This is a genomic window from Sporosarcina sp. P17b (assembly GCF_002743115.1).
Taxonomy (GTDB): domain Bacteria; phylum Bacillota; class Bacilli; order Bacillales_A; family Planococcaceae; genus Sporosarcina; species Sporosarcina ureae_C.
The window spans coordinates 20898-44570 of the sequence record NZ_PDYP01000006.1 but is presented as its reverse complement, the minus strand read 5'-3'; the positions used below and the strand labels follow the sequence as shown (position 1 = coordinate 44570).

The following is a 23673-nucleotide window of genomic DNA, read 5'->3' as shown; positions in this document are numbered from 1 at the left end:
TTGTATATTACACGGAATATGCACCATACTGTATGTCGGAGGTGTTGGACAAATGAACAAAATGGCGATGACAGCTGTCGGACTTGGCGCACTATATCTCATGCGAAATAAGCAGTCACGGGAAAAACTTATGGAGCAATTTAGTCACCTTGCAGGAATGAACAGTAAACCGTAATGCCAGACATTTGCAGACACTTGAAAACCGGAGCCTAAAAAGGTTTCCGGTTCTTCCCAATATGTGGCGTTTATAAAAACATGTTTTCACGTTCGAAAAGTGGGTATTTATATAGTAACAACGAAACGGAGGAGATAGTATGAGTAACAAAGATCATGGTACAGAAGATAAATTAAAAGGCATGGGAAACAAGCTTAAAGGGAGCGTAAAAGATACAGTTGGCGATTTAACTGACAATACAAAAATGCAAGCTGAAGGTAAATGGGATAAGGCAAAAGGAGCTGCACAAGAAAAAATTGGTGAAGCGAAAGAACATTTCAGCGATGACGAAGCGCATCCTGAAAAGTAATTTATGTACAGTAAGCCTGCTGCTCAATCAGCAGGCTTTTTCACGCCCATTAAAAAAGAAGGATCTTCCATTACAATGGGAGATCCTTCTTTTTTACAACTGGTCTGTACCTATTCGAGGGCTATTTGGAATAGGATTCCCTACTTCTTCATTTGGATCACTATCCAGATTTTCACCGCTATCCGTTTGCTGTCCAGCACTATCATGCAAGTCTACAGATTCCGCACGTTCCCCGTCTGTTAAATGATCGACAAACAAGGCAATACCGCCTTCTTTTAAATCATTATAGAATGTTTTTGATTCTTGCTTCGAAAAACCCATTTTAATAAATATCGTTAACATTTCGTCCTTACTATTGAACAACCGACGCGTATGATCCCAAACTGAACCGTCTTGTAGTCCAATCAATTCAATTTCAGAATCACTTTCTAAAACTTTTAAATCATCGCGCACGTTGGAAACTGCACACATATGATTCTTTTTAAAACCTTGCGCTTCAAGTTCCGTTATTTTATAAAGGACATTATCGAGAGAGTGAAACGTACCCACATATTGTTTATCAGCCATTTTTGCACCTCCTTTTGTTAACACTCTGCTTTACTTCTACCCATCGAGGACTATTTTCACACATGGTTTAACATACTTTACATATAACTAACACATGCATAGTTCTTCACTCCTTGCACATGCTAAAGTTATCACGATGAAAAGGAGTGGTTGAGTAGTGGGAGTAAAAGACAACGTAGAAGCCGAAATCTCGAAAATGGGTGAGGAAAAGAAAGAGCAAATTTTGCAGAACTTCAATCATTTTAAAGGTTATCTTGCTGACAAAGTAGAAAAAGGTGAAAGTCTTGGCTTAAGCGATGAGCAGTTGGCGAAAACGACTGCGTTTATTGCCAATTATTTATCACGCAATGAAGAGCCTCGTAACCGTGAACAGTATTTATTGCAGGAGTTATGGGATTCAGGTTCTAAAGAAGAGCAACATACCTTGGCGCATATGCTTCTGAAAATGGTTCGTCAAGCATAATAGGAGGCGATTTGATATGGTATCTAAAGAAAATAGTGCCCCTCACTATCATCCGAATACGTATCGTCTGATTCAAACACATCCCGAAAATCTACGAACGAATACAGTTAGTCTGTTCGATTTGCATGAAGATATGCAAACGGTCGATTCCATCTCGTTGCCCGACCAAAGAAAAGATATGATGAAGGAAAAGATCAACCACTCCCCTCGCTTAAGTGGCGGCAGCTTGTCGGATGACTACGGCGCACCCCACTGATTCGCTAATAAAAGCCGTACGGTGCAAATTGCATTGTACGGCTTTTCCACATTCGTCCGCAGTAGTTGTCGATATTTCCCGGGAAATGAGATGGATAACACACAATCTGAAAGACTATTTCCGTGATATACTATGATCCGATGGAAATGGAGGTTGTGTACATGAAACCGTGGATGTATCCGCTACTCGTTGTTTTTGGGGCTGCTAGTTATGGAATTTTATCGACAATTATTAAATTAGCAATTCAAGACGGCTTCACCGCTTCAGAAGCAGTGACGAGCCAATATTATACAGGATTTCTTTTGGCACTTATTATATTTATTGTTGTTAAGCGCTCTAAACCAACATTTCGCGGTAGTTTTCCAGTGTTGATTGCAGGATTATTTACTGCGATTACAGGCACCGTATACGGCAAATCGGTAGAGTATATGCCTGCATCGCTAGCAGTTGTCTTATTGTTTCAATTCACATGGATCGGTATGTTGTATGAGTGTGTATTAGCCAAGCGTTTACCAAAACAGTCCGAAGTTGTATCACTTCTGTTTTTATTTGGCGGGACCATTCTGGCTGCAGGCTTGATCGATGTGGACTTGAGTGGTATTCCGTGGCAAGGATGGGCATGGGGAATTGCTGCGGCATTTAGTTTCGCTGCATTCGTCACGGCAAATCAAAAGCCCGTTCCTGGGATGGATGTCGTGACGCGGTTGTTTTTGATGTCATTTTATGCAGCAATCGCGATTACATTTTTCCAGTCTCCGGAAATTTTATGGAATGGAATGCTAGGCGATGGATTATGGATTTACGGTGCTATTTTAGGTGTGTTTGGCATTGTTCTACCTATATTTCTGTTTTCAGTCGGAGTCCCGAAAGTGGGTGCCGGTATGTCTTCCATTTTGAGTGCTGTGGAGTTACCTGTGGCGATTATTGCTTCGATGTTGCTGCTTGGTGAAAGACTAACGCTGCTGCAGTTTCTTGGAATATTCTTGGTATTGTTCGGGATGACTTGGCCTGCCATGTTGCAACGGTTTGCGATGAGAACTAGAACGCGGTTAAAACGGGTGTAATAAAGGGAACAATGTTGATTAACTAGATATTGATGTGAAAAACAAACAAGACTTCACTGGATTAGTGAAGTCTTGTTTGTTTCATATTCTAACCAATCCACTCTACGCAAAGCTGCGATAAGGAATAGAAGAATAATATCCATCGCCACAACTGCAAAACTAGTCGCGATAAAAAGTGTGGAAAAAGCATGATCGCCAAAGTTCAATGAAAATGCAGTCATCAGCATCATCAAGAAATTAATACTCACATACCAAATATAGGACATGTGTAGACGATTACGAATATGCGCTTGACCGGTTTGTTGTGTCATGGATTTCCAAGTACTGAACAAGTAATATACAACGATTACTTTCCAGACGAAGAGGAATTCTGCATACAACGTCCAACCACCACTTGTGACTTCGCCTAAGTTCACAAAAACACCAGGCACTGAAATCAACATGCCAATAAACGCAGTAAGTTCCACTTTTTTCGCTATCGGAAATCGTTCGGCAAGTAGTCCTGCTCCCGAATAAATCATATAGTAACCGATCGGTGCTGCCAGTATGTCGATACCTATTTGTAAACGAAAGAATACGAAGAGATAGCCCCAGAAAAACAGCCTGAATGCTTTATTCATGATGGGCCACCTCCACTCGCTCGTCAATAATTTGTTGAATGGAATCTTTCGTCAAATCCGGTTCGTACTGGAGATGACCGACTTGTGCAGTAAATGGTTTGCCGGTTTCCGTCGTACCAGACAAATTAATCTTCACGTCCATGGCGGCATGCAGTGAAGGATCAGCATAACTTTTCACGGTCAGCCAGTCACTTTTATCCAAATGCAAAGGAAAATTCACCTCACGCACATCACTACCTGTCGCTTTATTCCACTCGGCGTTTTCTATTACTGGATTGGGTTGTACGGTTTCATTACTATTTGCATTTTGCAATTTGATGTGAAATCGATCTTGTAACGCGTCATCAAATGCTGTACTTACTGATTCTAGTGCTAATGCTTCTGTCACATTCAGACGTGTCTCTGTGTACTCACCGGATGAGCCCGACTTAAACGACAAAGGATTACGCTCTTCTTTTTCGGGTTGGAAAACGATTCGCCCTATTGGATAGTTCGTTGTATGATTTTCCGAGAAGTAGACCGTCATTTCATCGAACTTCTTCGTCTCACTGGGAGTCACATATGTTTCAGGATTAAATTGGATATACACTCTCTTTAGCGAATACCTACCGAATTGTTCCATTTCTTCTATTCCATTATCTCCACGGAATTGATCTGGCATTCCACGAATACTTCCTAATTCTACCGTTTGAATGAAAGACGTATCTTCTTTATTTGTAATAAAATAAAACGGAATATACTGTTCGTAGTCCGCGTTTAAATCCAGATAGTGATTTAGAAAGACCGGATGCTTGAGCTTATGTTTTTCCGCGTATATATAATTACCAGCCCACATAAGCACAATTACCAATAAAATTGCCCAAAACGGTTTAATCTTCATCGGACCAACTCCTTATAGTGACTGAATAAACGTCACCAAGTCTCGTTGATTTTCGGGTGTAACTCCATGTCCGTCTTGATAGGTCTTGAATGTTACATTCGCACCAAGTGATTCGAAATATTCCTTGCTTTCGACTCCTGATTGGGAAGGAATTACATAATCAAAGTCGCCATGAGAAATGAATATTTGCTGATTTTCTACTGATTGTATAGCATATTCATTTTTTACGAAATCGGGTACATACCCGCTAAGGGCTACTACGCCACGAAGTGATGGGATCAGAGTTAATCCAAGTGCTTGTGCTAACACGGCTCCTTGGCTAAAACCAACGACTGTTAAACGTTCTGGATCAAGATCGTACTCCTGGATGGCTTCGCGAATAAATGATTGAATATAAACTAATACTTTATCAAATACATTCCGTTCAGGTTTGCCTTCTTCTTCAATCGTGAAGAATGCATAGCCTGGTCCATGTACGACGGGTCCTCTTAAACTGAAAATATGATGTGTTTCTTTAAAGTCTTTGACTAACTGCGGCAAGTCTTCTTCATGACTCCCCATTCCATGAAGTAAAAATAGTGCAGGCATTTTTCCTGAGACATTCGTCGGTGCAGTGTGTACAAATGTAAATGGTGATTGCATGGATATCTTCCCCTTTTCTGTTCTATATTCCACTAGTTTACCACAGAAAAAAACGCCTGCCACTTTATCTGACAGACGCGTTGAAGAGCTTATTTCTTTTCAGGTTTCGCTAATACTTCGTCCCAGTTGATCGTTCCATCTTTAATTTGATCGCGGCGTTCTTTAGTCATTGTATCATTCGGACGGCCGCCGTCTGGCCAATCTTTGTCGTGATTTTTCCATTCAGGACGATCTTTTGATAGGACATATGCTGCCAAGTCACTTGCATCTTGGTCAGACAGAGAATCTTCTTGACCAACCGGCATGTTTTTCTGTATATAACCCGCCATTTTAGTCATACGTGCAATTCCTGCTCCGTCGTTAAATGATCCCTCGCCCCATAGTTTCGGGCCTGTGTTGGAACCAATTCCCTCACCGTTTTCACCGTGACATGCAATACAAGATTGCTGATACAAGTCCTCACCATTCTCTACGTTTGGTGTCGGTAGATCGTCAAGAGTGTTCTGGTGGCGCCAATCTAATTCTGCACCTACTGGAATTCCTTCTGAGATATACGTCATGTATGCAACCATTGCATCCAAGTCTTCATCGTCATCAGCAAATTTCTGTCCATCCATACTTCTTACCATACAACCGTTAATTCGTTCTTCCAATGTAACCATTTGGCCAGATCTTCCGATATACATCGGATACACTGCGGACATCCCGACCATGGACGAAACACCTTCATCAGTTCCGGCACCTGCGTGACAGCTTGTACAAGATAATTCGTTCACTCGTGCGAGCCCGTCTTCTACTGAAGCGGCTTCGGAACGTAAGACATTGGACGTATCATCAAATAAATCGAAGCCGCGTTTGATCGCTTCTCCTTCTTTACCTTCTGGAACATCGTCCATTGAAGGCGGGTTGTGCTGAATTCCAGCTACCTCTTCTGTCGGAGCTTTTACCTGTGTAGTTTCTGATGCTTGGTCTTTATTCATGCGCATTTGGTTGCCCATAAATGCTATAACGACTAAACAAACTACGACAATAAAGCCTAGGGCTAATCCCGTTGTTCTTTTCATGTCCACTCCTCCTATTTCCTATTATTTAGCATATATACCACTTTTAACTTACCATACTTGTATATGCCAGTCTACCCAATTATGACTGATATTCATTTTCATTTAACACTAAACCTTGTCGTGTAAGTAGTTCATTTGCCTAAACTAAATGTGACAGAATGCGAAACAATCGACGGCGTCATGCCGTCGATTGTTTATTCCACTATATAGCCGTCACGCATCGTAATAATACGATCTGCGTAAGGAAGCATTTCTTCATCATGCGTCACCATCAGCGTCGTTAAATTCAGTGTACGCGTTAATTCCTGCAGTAATTCCATGACACTTTTTGAGCGTTTAGTATCAAGACTTGCTGTTGGTTCATCCGCAAATAAGATTTTAGGACGATGAATGATTGCACGCGCAATTGCCACACGCTGACGTTCTCCCCCAGATAACGAAGAAGGATACGCATCTTTACGGTGTTCCATATCGACTAACTTTAAAATATCTGCTATGGCTGTAGTCTGCTCTTTTTTACTCATTTTCGTTTCCGATACATCGAGCATCAACTCTAATTGCTCTTCTACGGTTAGGAACGGAACTAGGTGAGAAGACTGAAAAACAAATCCAAAGTCTGTCGCACGTATATGACGAATTTCTTCTTGGCTCATTTTAGTCATGTCTTTTCCTTCGAATAAAATCTCACCACCGGAAGCTTTCTGCAATCCAGCCGCAATCGTCAGAATGGTAGATTTACCAGAACCTGAAGGGCCGACCAACGCTGTGATCTCTCCTTCTTTTAACGATAAATTTACACCCTTTAATACTTCTTCTTCAATTTCACCGTTAGAAAATGTTTTTTTCACTTCGTCAATTGTAAAGGTAGACATATTACATCTCTCCTTGTTGAATCGCTTGTAGCGGTTCGATTCTTTTCACTTGGAATCCAGAAATTGTTGCTCCTATAAAACCGACTACCATAAATACTGCCGACAGCATCAAGACGGTATCCATTGTTAAATGGAATGGCATGCCGTCAGGGGCAATAAAGCTAAATGCTTGGCTGAGCGCAATGGAAAGCACGAGTGAAATAGCTGTAATCGCAAGCATTTGATACCAAATCATCTTAAATAATGACATAGTCTTCATGCCGATTGCTTTTAATATTCCGTACAAACCAATTTTTTGCACGTTCATCATATAGAAGAAAATCGCAAACAACATACCGCTGATGATTACAAGGAACCAAACAATCATATTCAACGACATCTGTTCCGCACTGTAACTTGGAATGGCATTCAGAAATTCTTTATTAGAGAATGAATCTAGTGCACTTAGTGTTGGTGTATCTTTGCCTGGAATGAAAATCGTCTGCATTTCCATTACACGATAGATTTCTTGATAGTTAGTCATGTCGATGAATGCGACAGGTGCGTGACTATATTTTTGCTGGTCAACGAACCCTTTGACGACGAATTCACCGCTAAATTGATTATTTGTTAAGACATCCCCAACTTTAATGCCCTCTTCTTTCAATGTACTATCCAGTACAATCTCGCCTTCTTTGACGTTTTCAAACAGCTGCGAGCCGGTAGATGCAACGAACGCAACACTATGCTGTTTGTCTTCCGAATCATTGACAAAGCCCATCTGAACCGAAAATGCAGTTGCATCGGGTTGATCGATGAGAATTTGTTTCTGTACTTCTGCATCTATTTTTGAAAGATTATACGTACTGTCTGCATCCTTATCCAAATAAAACTGCCCTTGCGGTAAATCTTTGATCAACGCCGCGTTGTCCTGTGATAATCCATTCGCTAATCCTGAAATAATAAATGTCAAAAAACTGACTAAAAATATGATGGATCCTAGAATCAAGAACTTCGCTTTACTTTTCTTCATTTCTTTCCACGCGATTTTCATATCGAGCGCCTCCGTATTTTTCTTTATACTTATATCGTATCTTGTGAAGATGAACGGAGAATGAACAGCATATTACACTTCACAACTTTTATTATTCTGTTTAAAGTGATATAACTTTCTATTTTTCTGGTGATATGTGAAAATTATAACAACAAAGGAGGGATGTTAATGATTCGTTTTGAAGAAGTCTCAAAGAGTTATGATATGTCGCATTTAGTCGTGAATTCAGTGAATCTAGAAATTAAACGGGGAGAGTTTCTTGTTTTGGTCGGACCCAGTGGTTGCGGAAAAACCACAACACTCAAGATGATCAACAGGCTCATCCCACTTACAAAAGGCACAATTTGGCTTGACGATAAGAGGATTAGCGACTACCCAATCCATGAGCTGCGCTGGCAAATAGGCTATGTGCTACAGCAAATCGCTTTATTCCCTCATATGACGATTGAAGAAAATATTGCAGTTGTACCCGAACTCGTCGGTTGGAAGAAAAAGAAAGTCCGTGAACGTGTAACTGAATTACTTGAAATGGTTGGTCTCGATCCCGATGTTTATAGGAAGCGTAAACCGAATGAACTGTCCGGTGGTCAACAACAACGGGTGGGTGTCGTGCGTGCACTTGCTGCAGATCCTGAGATTCTATTGATGGATGAGCCATTCAGCGCCTTAGACCCAATCAGCCGTTTGAAGCTACAGGATGATTTGCTTGAATTACAGCGCAGAATCCAAAAGACCATTGTATTCGTAACGCATGATTTACAGGAAGCGTTTAAACTAGGGGATCGTGTCTGCATCATGAACGAAGGGAAAATTGAACAGGTAGATACACCTCAGAAAATTCTCATTCAACCTGCTTCACCGTTCGTACGTGAATTTACAGCTTCCGCTGCTGCACAAACATTTTCTATCAGGGACCATATAGAAGATATTCCAACAGATCTATCACTATCCTTTGCAATTCCAATTAATTCCGAATGGGGCCCACTGCTTCAGTTTTTGGCTTCAGAAGATCAAGTGGCGATCCAACAGGATGGACAAGTGATTGGAATGGTTACCCGAGAAGGTATTCTTCGTTTCTTGGCTGAACAAGCGGTGAAGGGAGGAGCATCCAATGAATAATTTCCTTGATGTTTTCCAAGACCGTCGTGGACAATTACTTGAAGCACTCATTGAACATATTCAGATTTCATTAATTTCCTTACTCATTGCTGTGCTGATCGCTGTGCCATTGGGGATTTATTTAACCAATCGGCGAAAAATAGCGGAATCTGTCATCGGAGTGAGTGCTGTGATGCAGACGATACCTTCACTGGCACTTCTAGGGTTATTGATCCCACTATTCGGCATCGGAAAAGTGCCCGCCATCATTGCGCTAGTAGTTTATGCATTGCTGCCTATTTTACGCAATACGTATACCGGTATTAAAGAAGTCGACCCTTCCCTTCGCGAAGCTGCTACCGCAATGGGTATGAACACGCGAAAACGATTAATGAAAGTCGAATTACCACTAGCCATGCCGATCATTATGGCGGGTATCCGTACATCGATGGTGCTCATCATCGGAACTGCGACACTTGCAGCATTGATTGGTGCAGGTGGACTCGGAGATTTAATATTACTCGGAATCGATCGGAATAATCCTTCGTTAATCATACTAGGTGCAATACCAGCCGCATTACTCGCATTGTTCTTTGATTTCGTATTGAAGATATTTGAAGGTCTTTCATTCAAAAAAGCCATTACGGCATTTACAATTTTTGTGATTGCCGCCGTCTTGATGATTGCCGCACCATTCATAGGAGGCAGCAAGAAGGACGAATTAGTGATAGGAGCAAAACTTGGTGCAGAACCTGAAATTCTTATTAATATGTACAAGTTGTTGATCGAAGACCAAACAGATTTATCTGTCGAATTAAAGCCAGGGCTCGGCAAAACTTCATTTGTATTTAATGCGTTGAAGTCAGGAAGCATTGATTTGTATCCTGAATTTACAGGCACTGCTATATCGGAGTTCTTGAAAGAAGAAGCCGTCAGCAATGACCGCGATGAAGTATATGAGCAAGCACGAAAAGGACTTGATGAACAGTTTGATATGACACTTATGACACCGATGTCGTTCAATAACACCTATACTCTCGCTGTTTCCAAAGCATTCCAAGAAGAGTACGGGCTAAAAACGATGTCCGATCTAGCTTCTGTGGAAAATGCAGTAAAAGCAGGATTTACACTGGAGTTTAACGATCGTGAAGATGGCTATCTTGGAATTCAAAAGCTTTACGGCATAACGTTTTCCTCCATTAAAACAATGGAACCGAAACTACGCTATCAAGCAATCGAAGCAGGCGAAATCAACTTGATGGATGCCTACTCGACTGACAGCGAACTTCGGGAATATGATATGACGGTGCTCGAAGATGATAAAGAACTATTCCCGCCATACCAAGGCGCACCGCTACTTCGAAAAGATACGCTGAAGAAGTATCCTGAACTCGAAGATGCGTTGAACAGTCTTGCAGGAATCGTAACAGACGATGAAATGCGCGAGATGAACTACCAAGTGAACTCTGAAGGTGCGAAAGCTGACGAAGTAGCAGAAGCATTCTTGAAAGAACAAGGTTTGTTGAAGTGAAGATAGAAAAAATCAAAAGTGAAAGGTGAAACGCTACCTACTTGCCTTTCACTTCTACGCCTAAATAAAAAACAGTCACCAGCAGATAAAATTCTGCCGGTGACTGTTTTTTTGATTTAATTAATCCATCCAAGGAACTTCTATCATTGTACGACCGATCCATTCGCGCAGCACTTCGTTTGTTGGTCCCATGATTGCACCAGCACGACCGTCACGCACGAACTTTTCCACTTGGCCTGTCATATAACCGCGGCCACCTGACACTTGCAACGCCATATTGGTAACATCAATTACCATGTCTGCCGCATGCGTCTTCAACTGCCATAACGGGTACAAACACTCGGATAACTCTTTGCCTTCCGTATTGCAACGATCTAGCGCTTCTGCTGTACGATACAACATACTACGTGCGCTATCTACTTTAATCTGCGCCTTCGCCAACTCATGACGAATGACTTGATAATCTGTAACAGATGATCCTGTATCTGCGTGGACTCTGCGTTTAGCACCGTCTGTAGCCATATTCAAAGCGCCTTGTGCAATACCAACCCAACAAGCTGCTGAACCTAGTAAGAAAAGAGGGTCGATTGTGTTATCGTTGAAATAACCCATGCCACCTTCGCCACCAATACGGTTTTCAAGAGCTACTTGCACATCTTTAAAGTTCATCGGACCACTTGCGTTTCCGCGTAATCCCATTGCATCGAACGGGAATGCTTCAACTCCCGGCTGATCATTTTCGACCAATAAAAACATTAAATTATCCGGATTATCCGTTTCAGGAGATGTCGTTGCAACTAAATAAAAGTCTGCTTCTCCACCACTTGTGACGAATGACTTTTCAGCGTCCAGCAAGTAACCATTTTCATTTCGTATCGCTTTACTACCGATATTCCAGAAGTGACCCCCTGTCGCTCGTTCACTAAACGCTAGGCCACCGATTTGTCCTTCACGCAAGCGTGGTAATAGACGCTGACGCTGTTCTTCTGTTCCCGCTTCATAGATCGTATGTGCTGTAGTCATATGCATAACCCAGCACATCGTCGTAGATGGGCAATAATGCGCAAAGCTTTCGGAAAGTACTGCAAATGCTGTGAATCCGTCTTTCAGACCACCCGCTTCAACCGGGATGGTAACAGCCGAATAACCAGACTTCGCAACTTCACGTAAACTTTCACGTGGATAACTTCTCTCTTGATCAGAAATAAGTGCACGCGGCAGCAATTCTTTCTTGCCTAACGCATGTGCAGCTTTTTGTAATTCTTCATGCCCTTCTGGACAAGTCCACCATTCAGGAATTTGCATAATTCCATCTTGTTGTTTTTGTTTTTCCATCATAGCACTTTTTACCAAAATTACCACTCCATTTTATCATTTACCTACTTTTCTATTAGCAAGCAAGCAGGCTGTTCTCTTTCAACATTATCATGTTTTATTAAATAGTAAAGATTGGTCTATAAAATAAATATCTTTTTTATTTTAAATTATAATAAAACATCTAATAAATCCATTCAATTCATCCTTTGAATTTGTGGCGTTTTCTCAAAATTAAAATGGATAAAACCTTGAAAACACTATATTACATATGATGTAACAGTCATTTCAATTCCATAATATCCATCCGAACTTTTATGTCTTTTATATTCAAGTATTACTTATTCGATAAATTCGGACACATTTATATTAAAAGCTATAAAAACACGTAACTATTACGGGCAGTACGGTAAAATGCTATAATGAATTATATATAGAAGGAGGCCTAGGCGATGAAAAAATGGACAAGTATAATGATTTTAAGCTGCCTATTAGTTCTCAGTGCATGTGCTGCAACCGACACGAATAAATTGACGATACCTGAACTTACAGATCGTGAAAAACAAATACTTGAAACAGCAACAAACACAGCGTTTGTGTTCGATTACACAGCAGATCAGACGTATACGGACGTTTCTCTTTGGGTGGAAAAGTACGAAAAAGGAAAATTAGTGGCTGAGCCTATAAGCGAGTTAAAAACTCCTTTGCCTGGCGAATCTACGAAAGGTAGTATCATCATGACAGTCACACAAACACTCGAACAGGAACTATTATTCTCCGCGAGTGTAAGTGATGCAAAAGGTTCCGCAAGTGTCAGTAATCAGGAAGAGTTGGAGGAGTTAAAGGACATGGCGTCACTGTTCAACACAAATCCGCAAGAAGGATTGCCACTTTCAGATAACATGTTGTTGGCAGGTCTCATTTATACTTCCACGACGGCAGGAGCACCGACTAGTGCATTGTCCAGTGATTTCTACGAACAAAAAGATGATTACTTGGATGAATTAAAAGAATACGATGTAGTATATATATTACGCGCTTCATTTACAAACGCGAAAAAGCCGGTCGACAAGTAACTTATGTCAACCGGCTCTTTATCCATAATTCAGTTTTGCAAATACTCTTTCACGGCCTGCGATACGGTCTTTCCTTCCGCACGTCCCGCCACTTCCTTCATTACAACACCAATTGTCTGACCCATTGACGCTTCTTTTGAAATACCTAATGAAGCAATTAACTCTTTTACTTCTTCCACATTCATCTGTTTCGGCAAATAAGATTCCACAATTGCAATTTTCGCTTTTTCTGCTTCCACGATATCTTCACGATTAGCTTTTAGACCTTCATCAAGCGATTGTTTTGTTTGCTTAAGCTCACGCTGAACGATTTTGATTTCTTCTTCTTTCGTCAGTTCGCGCTTTAATTCAATCGATTCATTTTGTAGACCTGCACGCAGTAAATTAATGACACCTTTCTTCATAGTGTCTTTTTCCTTCATTGCAGTTCGGATATCGGCCATTAAACGATCTTTTAATTCTGACATGGAAATCCCTCGTTTCTATAGTAGTATGCCTAGTATACAAAAAAAGTATGTGCTCAGTCGCGTTTTTTAACTTATAAGAGAATCGGGATTGAAACAAGTCTATCATTCTCCTCATTGATTCCCGACGATCAAATATAGCTTAATTGACGAAACTCAAGTACTAGTTTACACTTTTTACTACTAGCTCCTTCAGATAGCATAAGGTTTTCCAACACCTTATTCGCTTGGAGGAGCTCTTCGATATGTATATAAAAAAGGAGTTCATCATATGAAAAAAAGTGTAGTACTGGCGGAAAAGCCATCTGTTGCACGGGATATTGCCCGTGTGCTGAACTGCAATAAAAAAGGGAACGGCTATTTGGAAGGCGATAAATATATCGTGACATGGGCACTCGGACACTTAGTAACGCTCGCTGATCCTGAAAACTACGATACAAAGTATAAAACATGGAAACTCGATGATCTACCTATGATGCCTGAGGATTTAAAACTGACGGTCATCAAACAAACGAGCCGACAATACAATGCCGTGAAGTCGCAGCTTGTACGCCCTGACGTTTCTGATATTATTATTGGAACAGATGCAGGACGCGAAGGAGAACTCGTTGCACGCTGGATTATCGAAAAGGCAAAGGTCAATAAACCAGTAAAACGTCTATGGATTTCCTCCGTCACGGACAAAGCAATTAAAGACGGTTTCGCCAACTTAAAACCTGGCAAAGACTACGAAAATCTATTCGAAGCAGCCGTCGCACGCTCTGAAGCTGACTGGTACATCGGGCTGAACGCTACGCGTGCCCTGACTACAAAATTCAATGCACAACTCAACTGCGGTCGCGTCCAGACGCCTGTCGTCGCAATCATCGCGCAGCGCGAAGATGAAATTAATACGTTCCGTCCAAAAACATTCTACGGTATTGAGGCTCAATCCGATTCTAACTTGAAATTGACATGGGCAGATTCCAAAACGGGTGATACGCGTTCATTCGATCGGGATAAACTGTCGGCTATCGTCAAAAAAGCAGACGGCAAAGCTGCAATTATTGAAAATGTCGAAAAGAAAGCCAAAAAAACATTCTCCCCAGGCCTTTATGATCTGACGGAGTTACAGCGAGATGCCAATAAAATGTTTGGCTACTCAGCAAAAGACACACTGAATATCATGCAAAAATTATATGAGCAACATAAAATACTGACCTATCCACGAACGGATTCTCGTTTCCTCTCAAGCGATCTCGTTGCAACGCTTCCTGAACGCTTGAAGACCGTCGGCATAGGAGAATACCGGTCACTTGCAAATAAGATATTAAAGAAACCAATCAAAGCGAATAAATCATTCGTTGATGACAGCAAAGTATCTGATCACCACGCAATTATTCCGACTGAAGAAATCGTCTTGCGGGATAAACTATCGGACCGCGAGCGAAAAATCTATGACTTAGTCGTCAAACGATTCCTGGCTGTCTTATTCCCTGCGCATGAATACGAACAGCTGACAGTTCATGCAAAAATAGCAGACGAGAAATTCACAGCGCGCGGAAAAACCATTCTAGTCGCGGGTTGGAAAGAAGTCTATGACAACCAATTTGATGAAGATGAAATCGAACAAGATGCAAAAGAGCAATTGCTTCCTAAACTAACAGCAGGTGATAAGCTCGACATCAAACTTATTAAAGAAACATCCGGTCAAACAAAGCCTCCCGCTCGTTTCAATGAGGCAACTCTTTTATCCGCCATGGAAAATCCGACGAAATATATGGGCACACAGGATAAGAAACTCGCAGACACATTGAAATCTACAGGCGGACTCGGAACGGTCGCAACACGTGCGGACATTATCGAGAAATTATTCAACTCTTTCCTAATTGAAAAGCGTGGTAAAGATATTCACGTAACCAATAAAGGGAAACAATTACTCGAATTAGTACCAGATGAACTAAAATCTCCTTTACTAACGGCTGAATGGGAACTAAAACTAGAGAAAATTGCCAAAGGTCAGCTGAAAAAGAAAGCTTTCATCAATGAGATGAAAGGCTATACGAAAGAGATTGTATCGGAGATTAAAGCTAGTGAAGCGAAGTTCAAGCATGATAATATCTCAACAAAATCATGTCCTGACTGTGGCAAGCCGATGCTAGAAGTAAACGGCAAACACGGCAAAATGCTTGTCTGTCAAGATCGTGAGTGCGGCCATCGTAAAAACGTCTCACGCGTCACGAACGCACGCTGTCCACAGTGTAAGAAGAAGATGGAGCTTCGTGGTGAAGGCGATGGCCAGATCTTCACATGCAAATGCGGCTACCGCGAAAAGCTCTCGGTATTCAAAGAACGGCGTGAGAAAGCATCAAAAGGCAAAGTAAACAAGCGCGATGTGCAGAAGTATTTGAAGAAGAACGACGAAGACGAGCCGATAAACAATCCATTCGCAGATGCGTTGAAAGGATTGAAACTGGACGACTAACTTCAGAGGGATTGGCTGAACGTTGGTGTTGGGTTGGGGATGATACTATTTATTGTGCATTGAAGTAAGTGTTGTAAACCGTATTGAACTTAAATAATTTAAGACAAAACAATAATTTACACGCTAATTCCAAAGCGAAGCGTTAGGAGCACATTTTTGAACTAGCGAACCGGTTTACTCACCGCGGGCCCATGGGAAAACGTCCGCCAGCTGAAGCTTCCATCCCATCGCACTCACAAAGTCATCTCTTACAGCATTCCAACTAAACATCACTAAAAAAGCTGTCCCACGGAAACTTCGTGGGACAGCTTTTGATTTCTCTATTAGTAAGAACGTGCAAACCAAACGGTATGCTTCGACTCATTTCCACAATTAATACAAGTGGACTTCTCTGCTGGTGGATCGAACGGAATATTACGTGTCGTAAACTTCGTCTCATCTTTCACATGCTCTTCACATGCATCATCGCCACACCAACCTGCCAGAATCCAACCAGGGATCTCTTCGTTAGTTTCACTATCTTCAATATGCTTCTTTAACTCATCGAGCGTATCGATGTTCGTATGAGAATTCTCATCACGGAACGTACGCGCATTTTCAAGCAAACGCTTCTGCATCGTCTGTAATTCTTGCTCGATGCTAGCAACAGCTTCAGCCAGACTAACAGCCACTTTCTCGCCACCGTCACGCGCTTTCATTAATGCTTGATCATTTTCAAGATCACGTGGTCCAAGTTCTAGACGTACCGGAACACCTTTTAATTCATACTCGTTAAACTTAAAGCCTGGAGATTGGTCTGAATCATCAAGACGTACACGAATACCTTTAGACTTCAATTCAGCGTAGATTTCATCCAGCTTTTCCATGATTGCCGGATTCTTCTTCCAAGGACCAACTGGGATCAGCACAACTTGCGTCGGTGCAACGCGTGGAGGCAATACAAGACCTTGCTCGTCACCATGGACCATGATAACAGAGCCGATCAAGCGTGTTGACGTACCCCAAGATGTTGTATGCACGAACTGGTGCTTGTTTTCTTTAGTTAAGTATTTGATATCAAATGCTTCTGCAAATTTTGTGCCGAGATAATGTGAAGTTCCGGCTTGTACTGCCTTACCATCTTTCATCATCGCTTCAATCGAGAATGTATCAATTGCACCCGCAAAACGCTCAGATGGTGTTTTCTGACCATCATATACCGGAATCGCAAGTAATTCTTCAACAACTTCTTTGTAGATTTCCAGCATTTGCATCGTTTCATGACGCGCTTCTTCTTCATCTACGTGTGCAGTATGTCCTTCTTGCCACAAGAATTCAGACGTACGAATGAATGGTAGCGTCTTTTTCTCCCAGCGGAATACGTTTGCCCACTGGTTGATCAGTACAGGAAGGTCACGATAGCTTTTAATCCAGTCAGAATACAAATGACCAATCATCGTTTCAGACGTTGGACGTAGCGCCAAACGTTCTTCCAATTTCTCGCCCGCGGCTTCTGTTACCCATGGCAATTCTGGAGAAAATCCTTCGATATGATCTTTTTCTTTTTCGAAAAATGACTCTGGAATTAGCATAGGGAAATAAGCGTTACGGTGACCCGTCTCTTTAAAACGACGATTCATTTCATCCTGAATATGCTCCCAGATTTCATAGCCGTCCGGTTTAAACGCGATACATCCACGCACTGGTGTATAATCCATTAAATCCGCTTTCTGGATTGTATCGATATACCATTTCGTAAAATCATTTTGCTGATTGCTCATTACTTCATTTCCTCCTTAGTAAAAACCGCACTCTTGTTATTCCATACTGTTAATCATATAACAAATCAAGCATTCCTACAATTGAATGCCGTCACAATGCATGTCTAACCTCTTAAATTCCATAAAAAAACTGCCCTCAATGAAGAGGACAGCCTTCGATTACACTAATTTTTCTTCTGCAAAGACAAATTGTGGTTCGCGTTCTACTTTCACAGTATCCTCTCCGAAGCGACCTTCCCACTTCGACATGACTACTGTTGCAAGTGCGTTTCCGACTACGTTTACTACTGTACGTGCCATATCTAGCAAACGGTCGATACCCGCGATGAACGCCAATCCTTCAAGCGGAATGCCCACTGTTCCGAGCGTTGCAAGTAACACGACGAATGAAACACCAGGGACGCCCGCAATTCCTTTAGACGTAATCATCAGAACTAACACCAATGTAATTTGTTCCGTAATGCTTAACTGGATTCCATACATTTGTGCAATAAACATTGCCGCCAATGCCTGATAAAGTGTAGATCCGTCTAGATTAAACGAATAGCCAGTCGGTACTACGAAAGATACGATGTCTTTTGGACAACCGAACTTTTGCATTTTCTCCATTACTTTCGGTAACACTGTTTCTGAACTGGATGTAGAAAATGCTAGAATTAACTCATCCTTTAGGATTTTCATTAAGTGGAAGATGTTCACGCCGACCATCTTCGCGATCCCGCCTAACACGACGATGATGAAGAATATCATCGTTGCATATACAAGAACCATTAATTTACCCATCGGAATGAGTGATTCCAAACCGAATTTAGATACCGTTACACCAATTAACGCGAATACGCCGAACGGTGCAAACTTCATGATCATATTCGTTACCCAGAACATTGCGTCTGCGACCCCTTGGAAAACATCCAGCACCGGTTTGCCGCGCTCCCCGATTGCCGCTACACCTAATCCGAATAACACAGAGAAGAAAATGATTGGCAACATATCGCCATTTGCCATCGAGTCTACAATATTACTTGGTACGATGCCGACTAGCACATCCATGAAGCCACCATTTTGAACTTCTTCTGTCGTTTCTACATATTGCGAGATGTCACCTTTTTCAAGAGAAGACATATCGATGCCTTCACCTGGCTTGAAAATATTTGCTGACATAAGACCCACAATAATCGCAATCGTTGTTACAATTTCAAAATATAAAAGCGTTTTACCGCCAAGTTTACCTAATTTCTTAATATCACCAGTACCTGCTACGCCGATTACTAGCGTGGAAATAATAATAGGTACCACAATCATTTTAATCATATTGATGAACATCGTGCCGATTGGCTGTAAGTATCTCTCTACATTAGGATTACCATAGAAGATTGCACCGACTGCAATACCTAAAACCAATCCAATTAATATTTGGTAAGCCAAAGACAATTTAAATATCTTTTTCATCGATAATCCCCCTTAGATGTTCTCTGAAAACGCTTTCTTTCAGTAACTTATTCATATCTTACGGGGGCCCTACAAAATTCTACAACATCCTACAAAAACTATTTTCGTCCTTCTATTGTTTCCATATATAACACATGCAGAAACTTCTTACTGTTCACTTTAACTGGCCTGACTTCAAAGTTTTCTTCTTGAATCTGTTTCATTCTCAGACTAATCTCTTGGAAATCAAAGAAGCGTGGGGCATAGTATTCGAATTCATCGATTGTATAATCTACCGCGCCAAGTGATGCTAAATGTTCCATCGCCGTAAGGATGGAACGTCGGATTCTTTGCTCCATCGCCTTACTTTCTTTGGAGATGTCTCCATCTGGCACACCCAACTTTGTCAACGCAGCTTCATATAGTTCCTTTAGAGGCGGTAATTGAATAGCTCGCTGCTCGTTCAAGACTTCCATGATGGCTACGATGTCTCGACTCGCGCTGTCACTGAAGATTCCCATATCATGTAGCTTCTTTAGAACAATATCTTTCACTGATTGCTGTGCTTTAGGTTGTTCAACAGAACCGAATTGTGCCAGCGATTCCCGAATCGTCAATAGGGAGTTTTTTAGACGTAACTGTTCCGCTGTACGTCGCACGATGCTTTGCACTTCTATTTGATTGATTGGCTTATGTATGAAGAATTCGACACCGACTTCATAGGCTTCGCCAACCATTTCTTTGTTCACTACTTGGCTCAGCATAATAAATTGTCCATTATAGCCTTGTGTTTTCAACTGTTGAATTGTTTCGATCCCGTCAAGTTCAGGCATCAATAAATCGATCAATACGACGTCTGGTGCAAGGGAAAGTATTTGAGGAATGGCTTTCACTCCACTTTCCGCCTCACCAATCACAATTCCTTCTTGCTCTGCCAAAATATTTTTCAGCATCGCACGGCTTGCTTTATCGTCATCTACGATAAAATATCTCATGCTTCAATCTCCTCCATAATGGATTCTATAGGGATTTCCACTAGTACATTCAGTCCTTGTTCGAGACGCTTTACAACAATTGTACCTTGCATTGCATCGATAATTGCACAGACATGCGATAACCCGATACCTGTTGCTGCTGTTCCTTGATCTGTAAATTTCGTTGTATACCCTGGTTCAAATATAATGTCTTCATGTTCAAAAGGAATCCCTTTTCCTGTGTCACATACACTAAAGCGCACCCACTTTTCATCAGTTTCGACTGTAATGAGTACTTGACCTTTTTCATCAATGGCCTCCACAGCATTCGCCGTCAAATTATTCAATATTGCGAGCAAAGGGACATGTTGGCTTGTTTGAAGGTCCCCATCAATTACTGTTTCCAACGTGCATTTCTTCCCGATCATTTCACTGTACTTTTCATTCGCAGTGACAACCATATCGAGTAAATCAGACAGGTAAAACACTTCTACTTGTTGCCGTGTTGTCCACTTTGATAACCCTGCCAAAATTCGCTGAGAATCCTTTTTCACTTCATGGATCTCCTGCGCAATGTGTAACGCTTGGGTGCTAAGTTCCGGTTGATTCTCTTTTTTGAGCTTGCGGTATAAATCATGACTCGATGCAGTGATTTGTTCTATATGGTTCATGGACTTTTGTAAATACAATGCTTCCGCATATAACTCCGAACCTACCCCAAGCATCTCCTCTACACGCTGCTTCTCTTTTGATAATGCCACAGAACTATATAATCCCACCGTGAAGAAACTTCGCAATAATGCGACCCCCACTAGAATCCCCCACTCCTTACCATTAAGCAGTGAACTATGTAACCACCAGTTACGCAGTGCATGCTCTGACGTGTTGCTCACTACTTCAAATACGAAAGCTAAGGCACCTAGTCGAAGTGGTAAAGATTTATACTTTTCAAGACCGACAAAATGCCAGCCTACCGCCACGATAAAGTAAAACAAAAAGACAGGTACATGCATTTGTAAACTCTCAAGCAAATCAGCACCAAGCCATAGTTCCTTCATTACACGAAATATTACTACCGTAACTGCTGTAACAAATCCCGTGCGCAAAATAGAGACAGGTGGATAAATAAGTATTAATAAAAAGAATACTATACCGCCCAGCGCAAAACGGAACATCTCGTCGTCAAACGGCATCACTTTCAACTCGCCGGTCAGAGCTGTCAAGATTGCAATAAAGGCAATTCTAGCCGCTTCCGATTGATATATTTGGCGCCACATTAATTTTACATTCATCATTCTGCTCCTAATAAATAAGTAATCGTACACGTATTATAGCAACCAGAAAAACATTGTACAGTTTTGGACTTGGATATTACGGGTACTGTAAGAAGGTACATTTATTATATTTATATATCGAAAGGATGAAAATACATGAAAGTTTTAGTTGTAGGTGCAAACGGTCAGATCGGAAAACAGTTAGTTTCATTGATTCAAGACAGCGATACACTGAAAGCGAAAGCCATGATCCGCAAGCAAGAGCAAGCAGAACATTTTGAGAAAATCGGTGCAGAAACCGTGCTTGTAGATCTTGAAGGCGAAGTGGACGACATCGTAAAAGCAGCAGACGGCGTAGATGCGATCGTCTTCACAGCAGGCTCCGGTCCCAAAACAGGTCCAGATAAAACTATGATGATCGACCTTGACGGCGCTATTAAAACTATACAAGCAGCGCAGAAAGCCGATGTAAAACGCTTCATCATGATTAGTTCATATGACACAACACGTAAAGCGATCCAGGAAGCACCGGAATCATTTGCTCCGTACGTTGTCGCAAAACACTATGCAGATGAATGGTTACGCTCGACTGACCTTGACTATACGATGATTCATCCAGGCGCTTTAACAAACGACAAAGGAACGGGCAAAGTAGAAGCCGCAACTACTGTCGAGCCTAAAGAAGTACCACGTGAAGATATCGCAGAAGTTATCTTCGCATGTCTTGAAAACGACTCCACAATAGGCAAGGAGTTTCAGGTAATCGGTGGGTCCACACCAATTACAGAAGCGATTGAAAAACTATAATCCCAATAATTTAAAAACAGTTAAAATAAAACGATCAGAAGCACAACACTTCTGATCGTTTTTACGTAAGTTTTTTAATTATCTCTTCGTATTCAGGATATTTCTTCAATAAATCATGCCGCTCAAATAACTCAAAATCTGCAAAATCAAAACCTGGCGATACCATACAACTAACTAGCGCAAACGTATTGGGCTCTTTCACCGATGAGCCAAAGATTGTATCTCTTGGTACGATAAATTGTGGCACTTCCCCTTTGTGTAGATCAAGACCCACTGATACCTCCTCATATAGCCCTTGAGGCGTAATCATATGTACCGTTAATGAGCTGCCCCCATGAAAATACCAGATTTCATCCGACTGCAGACGATGAAAATGGGAAACATCTTCTGAACGAAGTAGAAAATAAATACTCGTATACATAGGCCGCTCACCTTGCGCACAATTCGCAGTTACCTCCGACCGATACGTCGATCTATAAAACCCTCCTTCAGGATGAGGTTCCAGCTGTAAATATTCAATCCATTCTTCTGCGTTCATATCCATCACTCCTCGTTTTCTGTATGTAGCAGTATAACAGGTTCTTTCTTACGATAATTAACGAAACAGATACTGAGAACGACGAGCAACAAGCCACCCCATAGCGTATGTGTCATCGCTTCACCGACAAATACGGTGCTGATGAACACTGAAATGACCGGAACTAAAAAGGTAAACACTGCTATCTTACTTGCCTCTCCAGCACGAATAAGAGAGTAATAAATGATGTAAGCTACTGGGATTCCCATCGTCGCACCAAATCCGAGGCCGAATAGATACATCGATTCCCACTCAATCGCAGACCAACTCTCTGCCAGGGAACCAAGTACAAGCAGGACTACGCCACCTATAGTGAATTGCATCGCGACCATCCAATATGCATCGACTTCCTCACTGACTTTCTTGACATACACAACGCCCAGTGCCCAAAAGAATGCCGTCAGCACGCCCAATACCACGCCTAGTATGGAAAGCTGGGCTGTAAAATGTTCTGCGCTAACTACTATAATGCCGATGAACCCAATCAATAATCCTGTTACCTTAATTGGTGTCATAGTCTCACCCAACCACATCCACGCAAATAATCCAAGAAGGACTGGCTGAAAATATACGAGTACCGAGAATAACCCCCCTGGTAAATAGTGTAGGCCTATCGTATGCAAACCAAAGAATAGGACGGTGTTGAACAAAGCTGAAATACTGTACTTTCGCCAATGCTGACGCCATTGTAATCTGTCACGTAGCTTGAACATCAGTAATATGATCAGACTACCGCCAAGCAGAGCACGCATTCCTGAGAATAATAACGGCGGAGCATAAACGATTGATAGTTTATAAATGGGCCAACTTACACCCCAAATCACAACTAATACTATTAGCGCGAAAGTTGATTTTGTAAATAGCTTGTTCACTCCCCCATCCTTTCTATTTACGTTGACCCGATTGTTATAGTCTATTCCC

At 41.6% G+C, this 23673-nt stretch carries 25 protein-coding genes; 10 read left to right on the top strand and 15 right to left on the bottom strand.

Translation table 11 applies throughout. The features are described from left to right. The first annotated feature begins 52 nt into the window (after nt 1-52). Both CSV76_RS17835 and CSV76_RS08965 read left to right on the top strand, forming a co-directional pair. Entirely contained in the window at nt 53-175 is a 123-nt protein-coding gene (locus tag CSV76_RS17835; protein WP_255396859.1) for a hypothetical protein, read from the top strand. 139 nt (nt 176-314) lie between these two features. Further along, nucleotides 315-524 carry a CsbD family protein gene (locus CSV76_RS08965; RefSeq protein WP_099625355.1) on the top strand — a complete coding sequence of 70 codons (210 nt, stop codon included), beginning with the start codon at nt 315-317 and terminating at the stop codon, nt 522-524. Nucleotides 525-617: 93 nt separating this feature from the next. Here the strand turns inward: CSV76_RS08965 and CSV76_RS08960 are convergent, their stop codons facing one another. Beyond that, nucleotides 618-1091 (bottom strand): general stress protein, encoded by a 474-nt coding sequence (locus tag CSV76_RS08960; protein ID WP_099625354.1) that lies wholly within the window; start codon nt 1089-1091, stop codon nt 618-620. 196 nt (nt 1092-1287) lie between these two features. Here CSV76_RS08960 and CSV76_RS08955 point away from each other — a divergent pair, with 196 nt between their 5' ends. From CSV76_RS08955 to CSV76_RS08945, 3 genes are all read left to right on the top strand, one after another. Continuing rightward, a complete protein-coding gene (locus tag CSV76_RS08955; protein ID WP_085429050.1) occupies nt 1288-1554 on the top strand; it encodes a DUF3243 domain-containing protein in 267 nt (88 codons plus the stop codon). Between the two features lie 16 nt (nt 1555-1570). Continuing rightward, a complete protein-coding gene (locus CSV76_RS08950) occupies nt 1571-1810 on the top strand; it encodes a hypothetical protein (protein ID WP_099625353.1) in 240 nt (79 codons plus the stop codon). Between the two features lie 161 nt (nt 1811-1971). After that, nucleotides 1972-2874 (top strand): EamA family transporter, encoded by a 903-nt coding sequence (locus tag CSV76_RS08945; protein WP_099625352.1) that lies wholly within the window; start codon nt 1972-1974, stop codon nt 2872-2874. A 53-nt stretch (nt 2875-2927) separates the two neighbouring features. On the opposite strand, the gene CSV76_RS08940 is transcribed toward CSV76_RS08945, so the two are convergent. The 6 genes from CSV76_RS08940 to CSV76_RS08915 all read right to left on the bottom strand — a co-directional run bounded on the left by CSV76_RS08940 (nt 2928) and on the right by CSV76_RS08915 (nt 7985). Next, entirely contained in the window at nt 2928-3494 is a 567-nt protein-coding gene (locus tag CSV76_RS08940; protein ID WP_085427843.1) for a hypothetical protein, read from the bottom strand. Continuing rightward, on the bottom strand, nt 3487-4374 hold the full coding sequence (locus CSV76_RS08935) for a hypothetical protein (RefSeq protein ID WP_099625351.1): 888 nt from the start codon (nt 4372-4374) through the stop codon (nt 3487-3489). Before CSV76_RS08935 ends, CSV76_RS08940 begins: the two co-directional genes overlap by 8 nt. 12 nt (nt 4375-4386) lie before the next feature. Beyond that, the gene (locus CSV76_RS08930) at nt 4387-5016 is read right to left on the bottom strand and encodes an alpha/beta hydrolase (RefSeq protein WP_099625350.1); all 630 of its coding nucleotides are present in this window, start codon (nt 5014-5016) and stop codon (nt 4387-4389) included. Nucleotides 5017-5105: 89 nt separating this feature from the next. Next, complete coding sequence (locus CSV76_RS08925) at nt 5106-6080, bottom strand: c-type cytochrome (protein ID WP_099625349.1); 975 nt, start codon at nt 6078-6080, stop codon at nt 5106-5108. A 194-nt stretch (nt 6081-6274) separates the two neighbouring features. Beyond that, nucleotides 6275-6952, bottom strand: coding sequence for an ABC transporter ATP-binding protein (locus CSV76_RS08920; protein WP_099625348.1), 678 nt, complete (start codon nt 6950-6952; stop codon nt 6275-6277). A gap of 1 nt (nt 6953) precedes the next feature. Further along, the gene (locus CSV76_RS08915; protein WP_099625347.1) at nt 6954-7985 is read right to left on the bottom strand and encodes an ABC transporter permease; all 1032 of its coding nucleotides are present in this window, start codon (nt 7983-7985) and stop codon (nt 6954-6956) included. Between the two features lie 168 nt (nt 7986-8153). Here CSV76_RS08915 and CSV76_RS08910 point away from each other — a divergent pair, with 168 nt between their 5' ends. Next, nucleotides 8154-9104 (top strand): ABC transporter ATP-binding protein, encoded by a 951-nt coding sequence (locus tag CSV76_RS08910; RefSeq protein ID WP_085427838.1) that lies wholly within the window; start codon nt 8154-8156, stop codon nt 9102-9104. Further along, on the top strand, nt 9097-10614 hold the full coding sequence (locus CSV76_RS08905) for an ABC transporter permease/substrate-binding protein (RefSeq protein ID WP_085427837.1): 1518 nt from the start codon (nt 9097-9099) through the stop codon (nt 10612-10614). The genes CSV76_RS08910 and CSV76_RS08905 overlap by 8 nt, the downstream gene beginning before the upstream one ends. Nucleotides 10615-10734: 120 nt before the next feature. On the opposite strand, the gene CSV76_RS08900 is transcribed toward CSV76_RS08905, so the two are convergent. Then, complete coding sequence (locus CSV76_RS08900; protein WP_085429049.1) at nt 10735-11949, bottom strand: acyl-CoA dehydrogenase family protein; 1215 nt, start codon at nt 11947-11949, stop codon at nt 10735-10737. A 431-nt stretch (nt 11950-12380) separates the two neighbouring features. Between CSV76_RS08900 and CSV76_RS08895 the strand changes: the two genes are divergently transcribed. After that, the gene (locus CSV76_RS08895) at nt 12381-13004 is read left to right on the top strand and encodes a hypothetical protein (RefSeq protein WP_099625346.1); all 624 of its coding nucleotides are present in this window, start codon (nt 12381-12383) and stop codon (nt 13002-13004) included. 29 nt (nt 13005-13033) lie between these two features. On the opposite strand, the gene CSV76_RS08890 is transcribed toward CSV76_RS08895, so the two are convergent. Continuing rightward, on the bottom strand, nt 13034-13471 hold the full coding sequence (locus CSV76_RS08890) for a GatB/YqeY domain-containing protein (RefSeq protein WP_085427835.1): 438 nt from the start codon (nt 13469-13471) through the stop codon (nt 13034-13036). 268 nt (nt 13472-13739) lie between these two features. On the opposite strand from CSV76_RS08890, the gene CSV76_RS08885 reads away from it, so the two are divergent. Continuing rightward, nucleotides 13740-15932, top strand: coding sequence for a DNA topoisomerase III (locus tag CSV76_RS08885; protein WP_099625345.1), 2193 nt, complete (start codon nt 13740-13742; stop codon nt 15930-15932). 323 nt (nt 15933-16255) lie between these two features. On the opposite strand, the gene proS is transcribed toward CSV76_RS08885, so the two are convergent. The 4 genes from proS to CSV76_RS08865 form a co-directional block, all read right to left on the bottom strand. Further along, nucleotides 16256-17692, bottom strand: coding sequence for a proline--tRNA ligase (gene proS / locus CSV76_RS08880; RefSeq protein WP_099625344.1), 1437 nt, complete (start codon nt 17690-17692; stop codon nt 16256-16258). Between the two features lie 159 nt (nt 17693-17851). After that, nucleotides 17852-19141 carry a cation:dicarboxylate symporter family transporter gene (locus CSV76_RS08875; RefSeq protein WP_099625343.1) on the bottom strand — a complete coding sequence of 430 codons (1290 nt, stop codon included), beginning with the start codon at nt 19139-19141 and terminating at the stop codon, nt 17852-17854. A gap of 98 nt (nt 19142-19239) precedes the next feature. Further along, entirely contained in the window at nt 19240-20115 is an 876-nt protein-coding gene (locus tag CSV76_RS08870; protein WP_099625342.1) for a response regulator, read from the bottom strand. Further along, a complete protein-coding gene (locus CSV76_RS08865; protein ID WP_233204443.1) occupies nt 20112-21386 on the bottom strand; it encodes a sensor histidine kinase in 1275 nt (424 codons plus the stop codon). The genes CSV76_RS08870 and CSV76_RS08865 overlap by 4 nt, the downstream gene beginning before the upstream one ends. Before the next feature lie 138 nt (nt 21387-21524). Between CSV76_RS08865 and CSV76_RS08860 the strand changes: the two genes are divergently transcribed. Next, complete coding sequence (locus tag CSV76_RS08860; RefSeq protein WP_099625340.1) at nt 21525-22175, top strand: SDR family oxidoreductase; 651 nt, start codon at nt 21525-21527, stop codon at nt 22173-22175. A 61-nt stretch (nt 22176-22236) separates the two neighbouring features. On the opposite strand, the gene CSV76_RS08855 is transcribed toward CSV76_RS08860, so the two are convergent. Continuing rightward, entirely contained in the window at nt 22237-22719 is a 483-nt protein-coding gene (locus tag CSV76_RS08855) for a cupin domain-containing protein (RefSeq protein ID WP_099625339.1), read from the bottom strand. Beyond that, complete coding sequence (locus tag CSV76_RS08850) at nt 22719-23624, bottom strand: DMT family transporter (RefSeq protein ID WP_099625338.1); 906 nt, start codon at nt 23622-23624, stop codon at nt 22719-22721. Before CSV76_RS08850 ends, CSV76_RS08855 begins: the two co-directional genes overlap by 1 nt. Nucleotides 23625-23673: the final 49 nt, after the last annotated feature.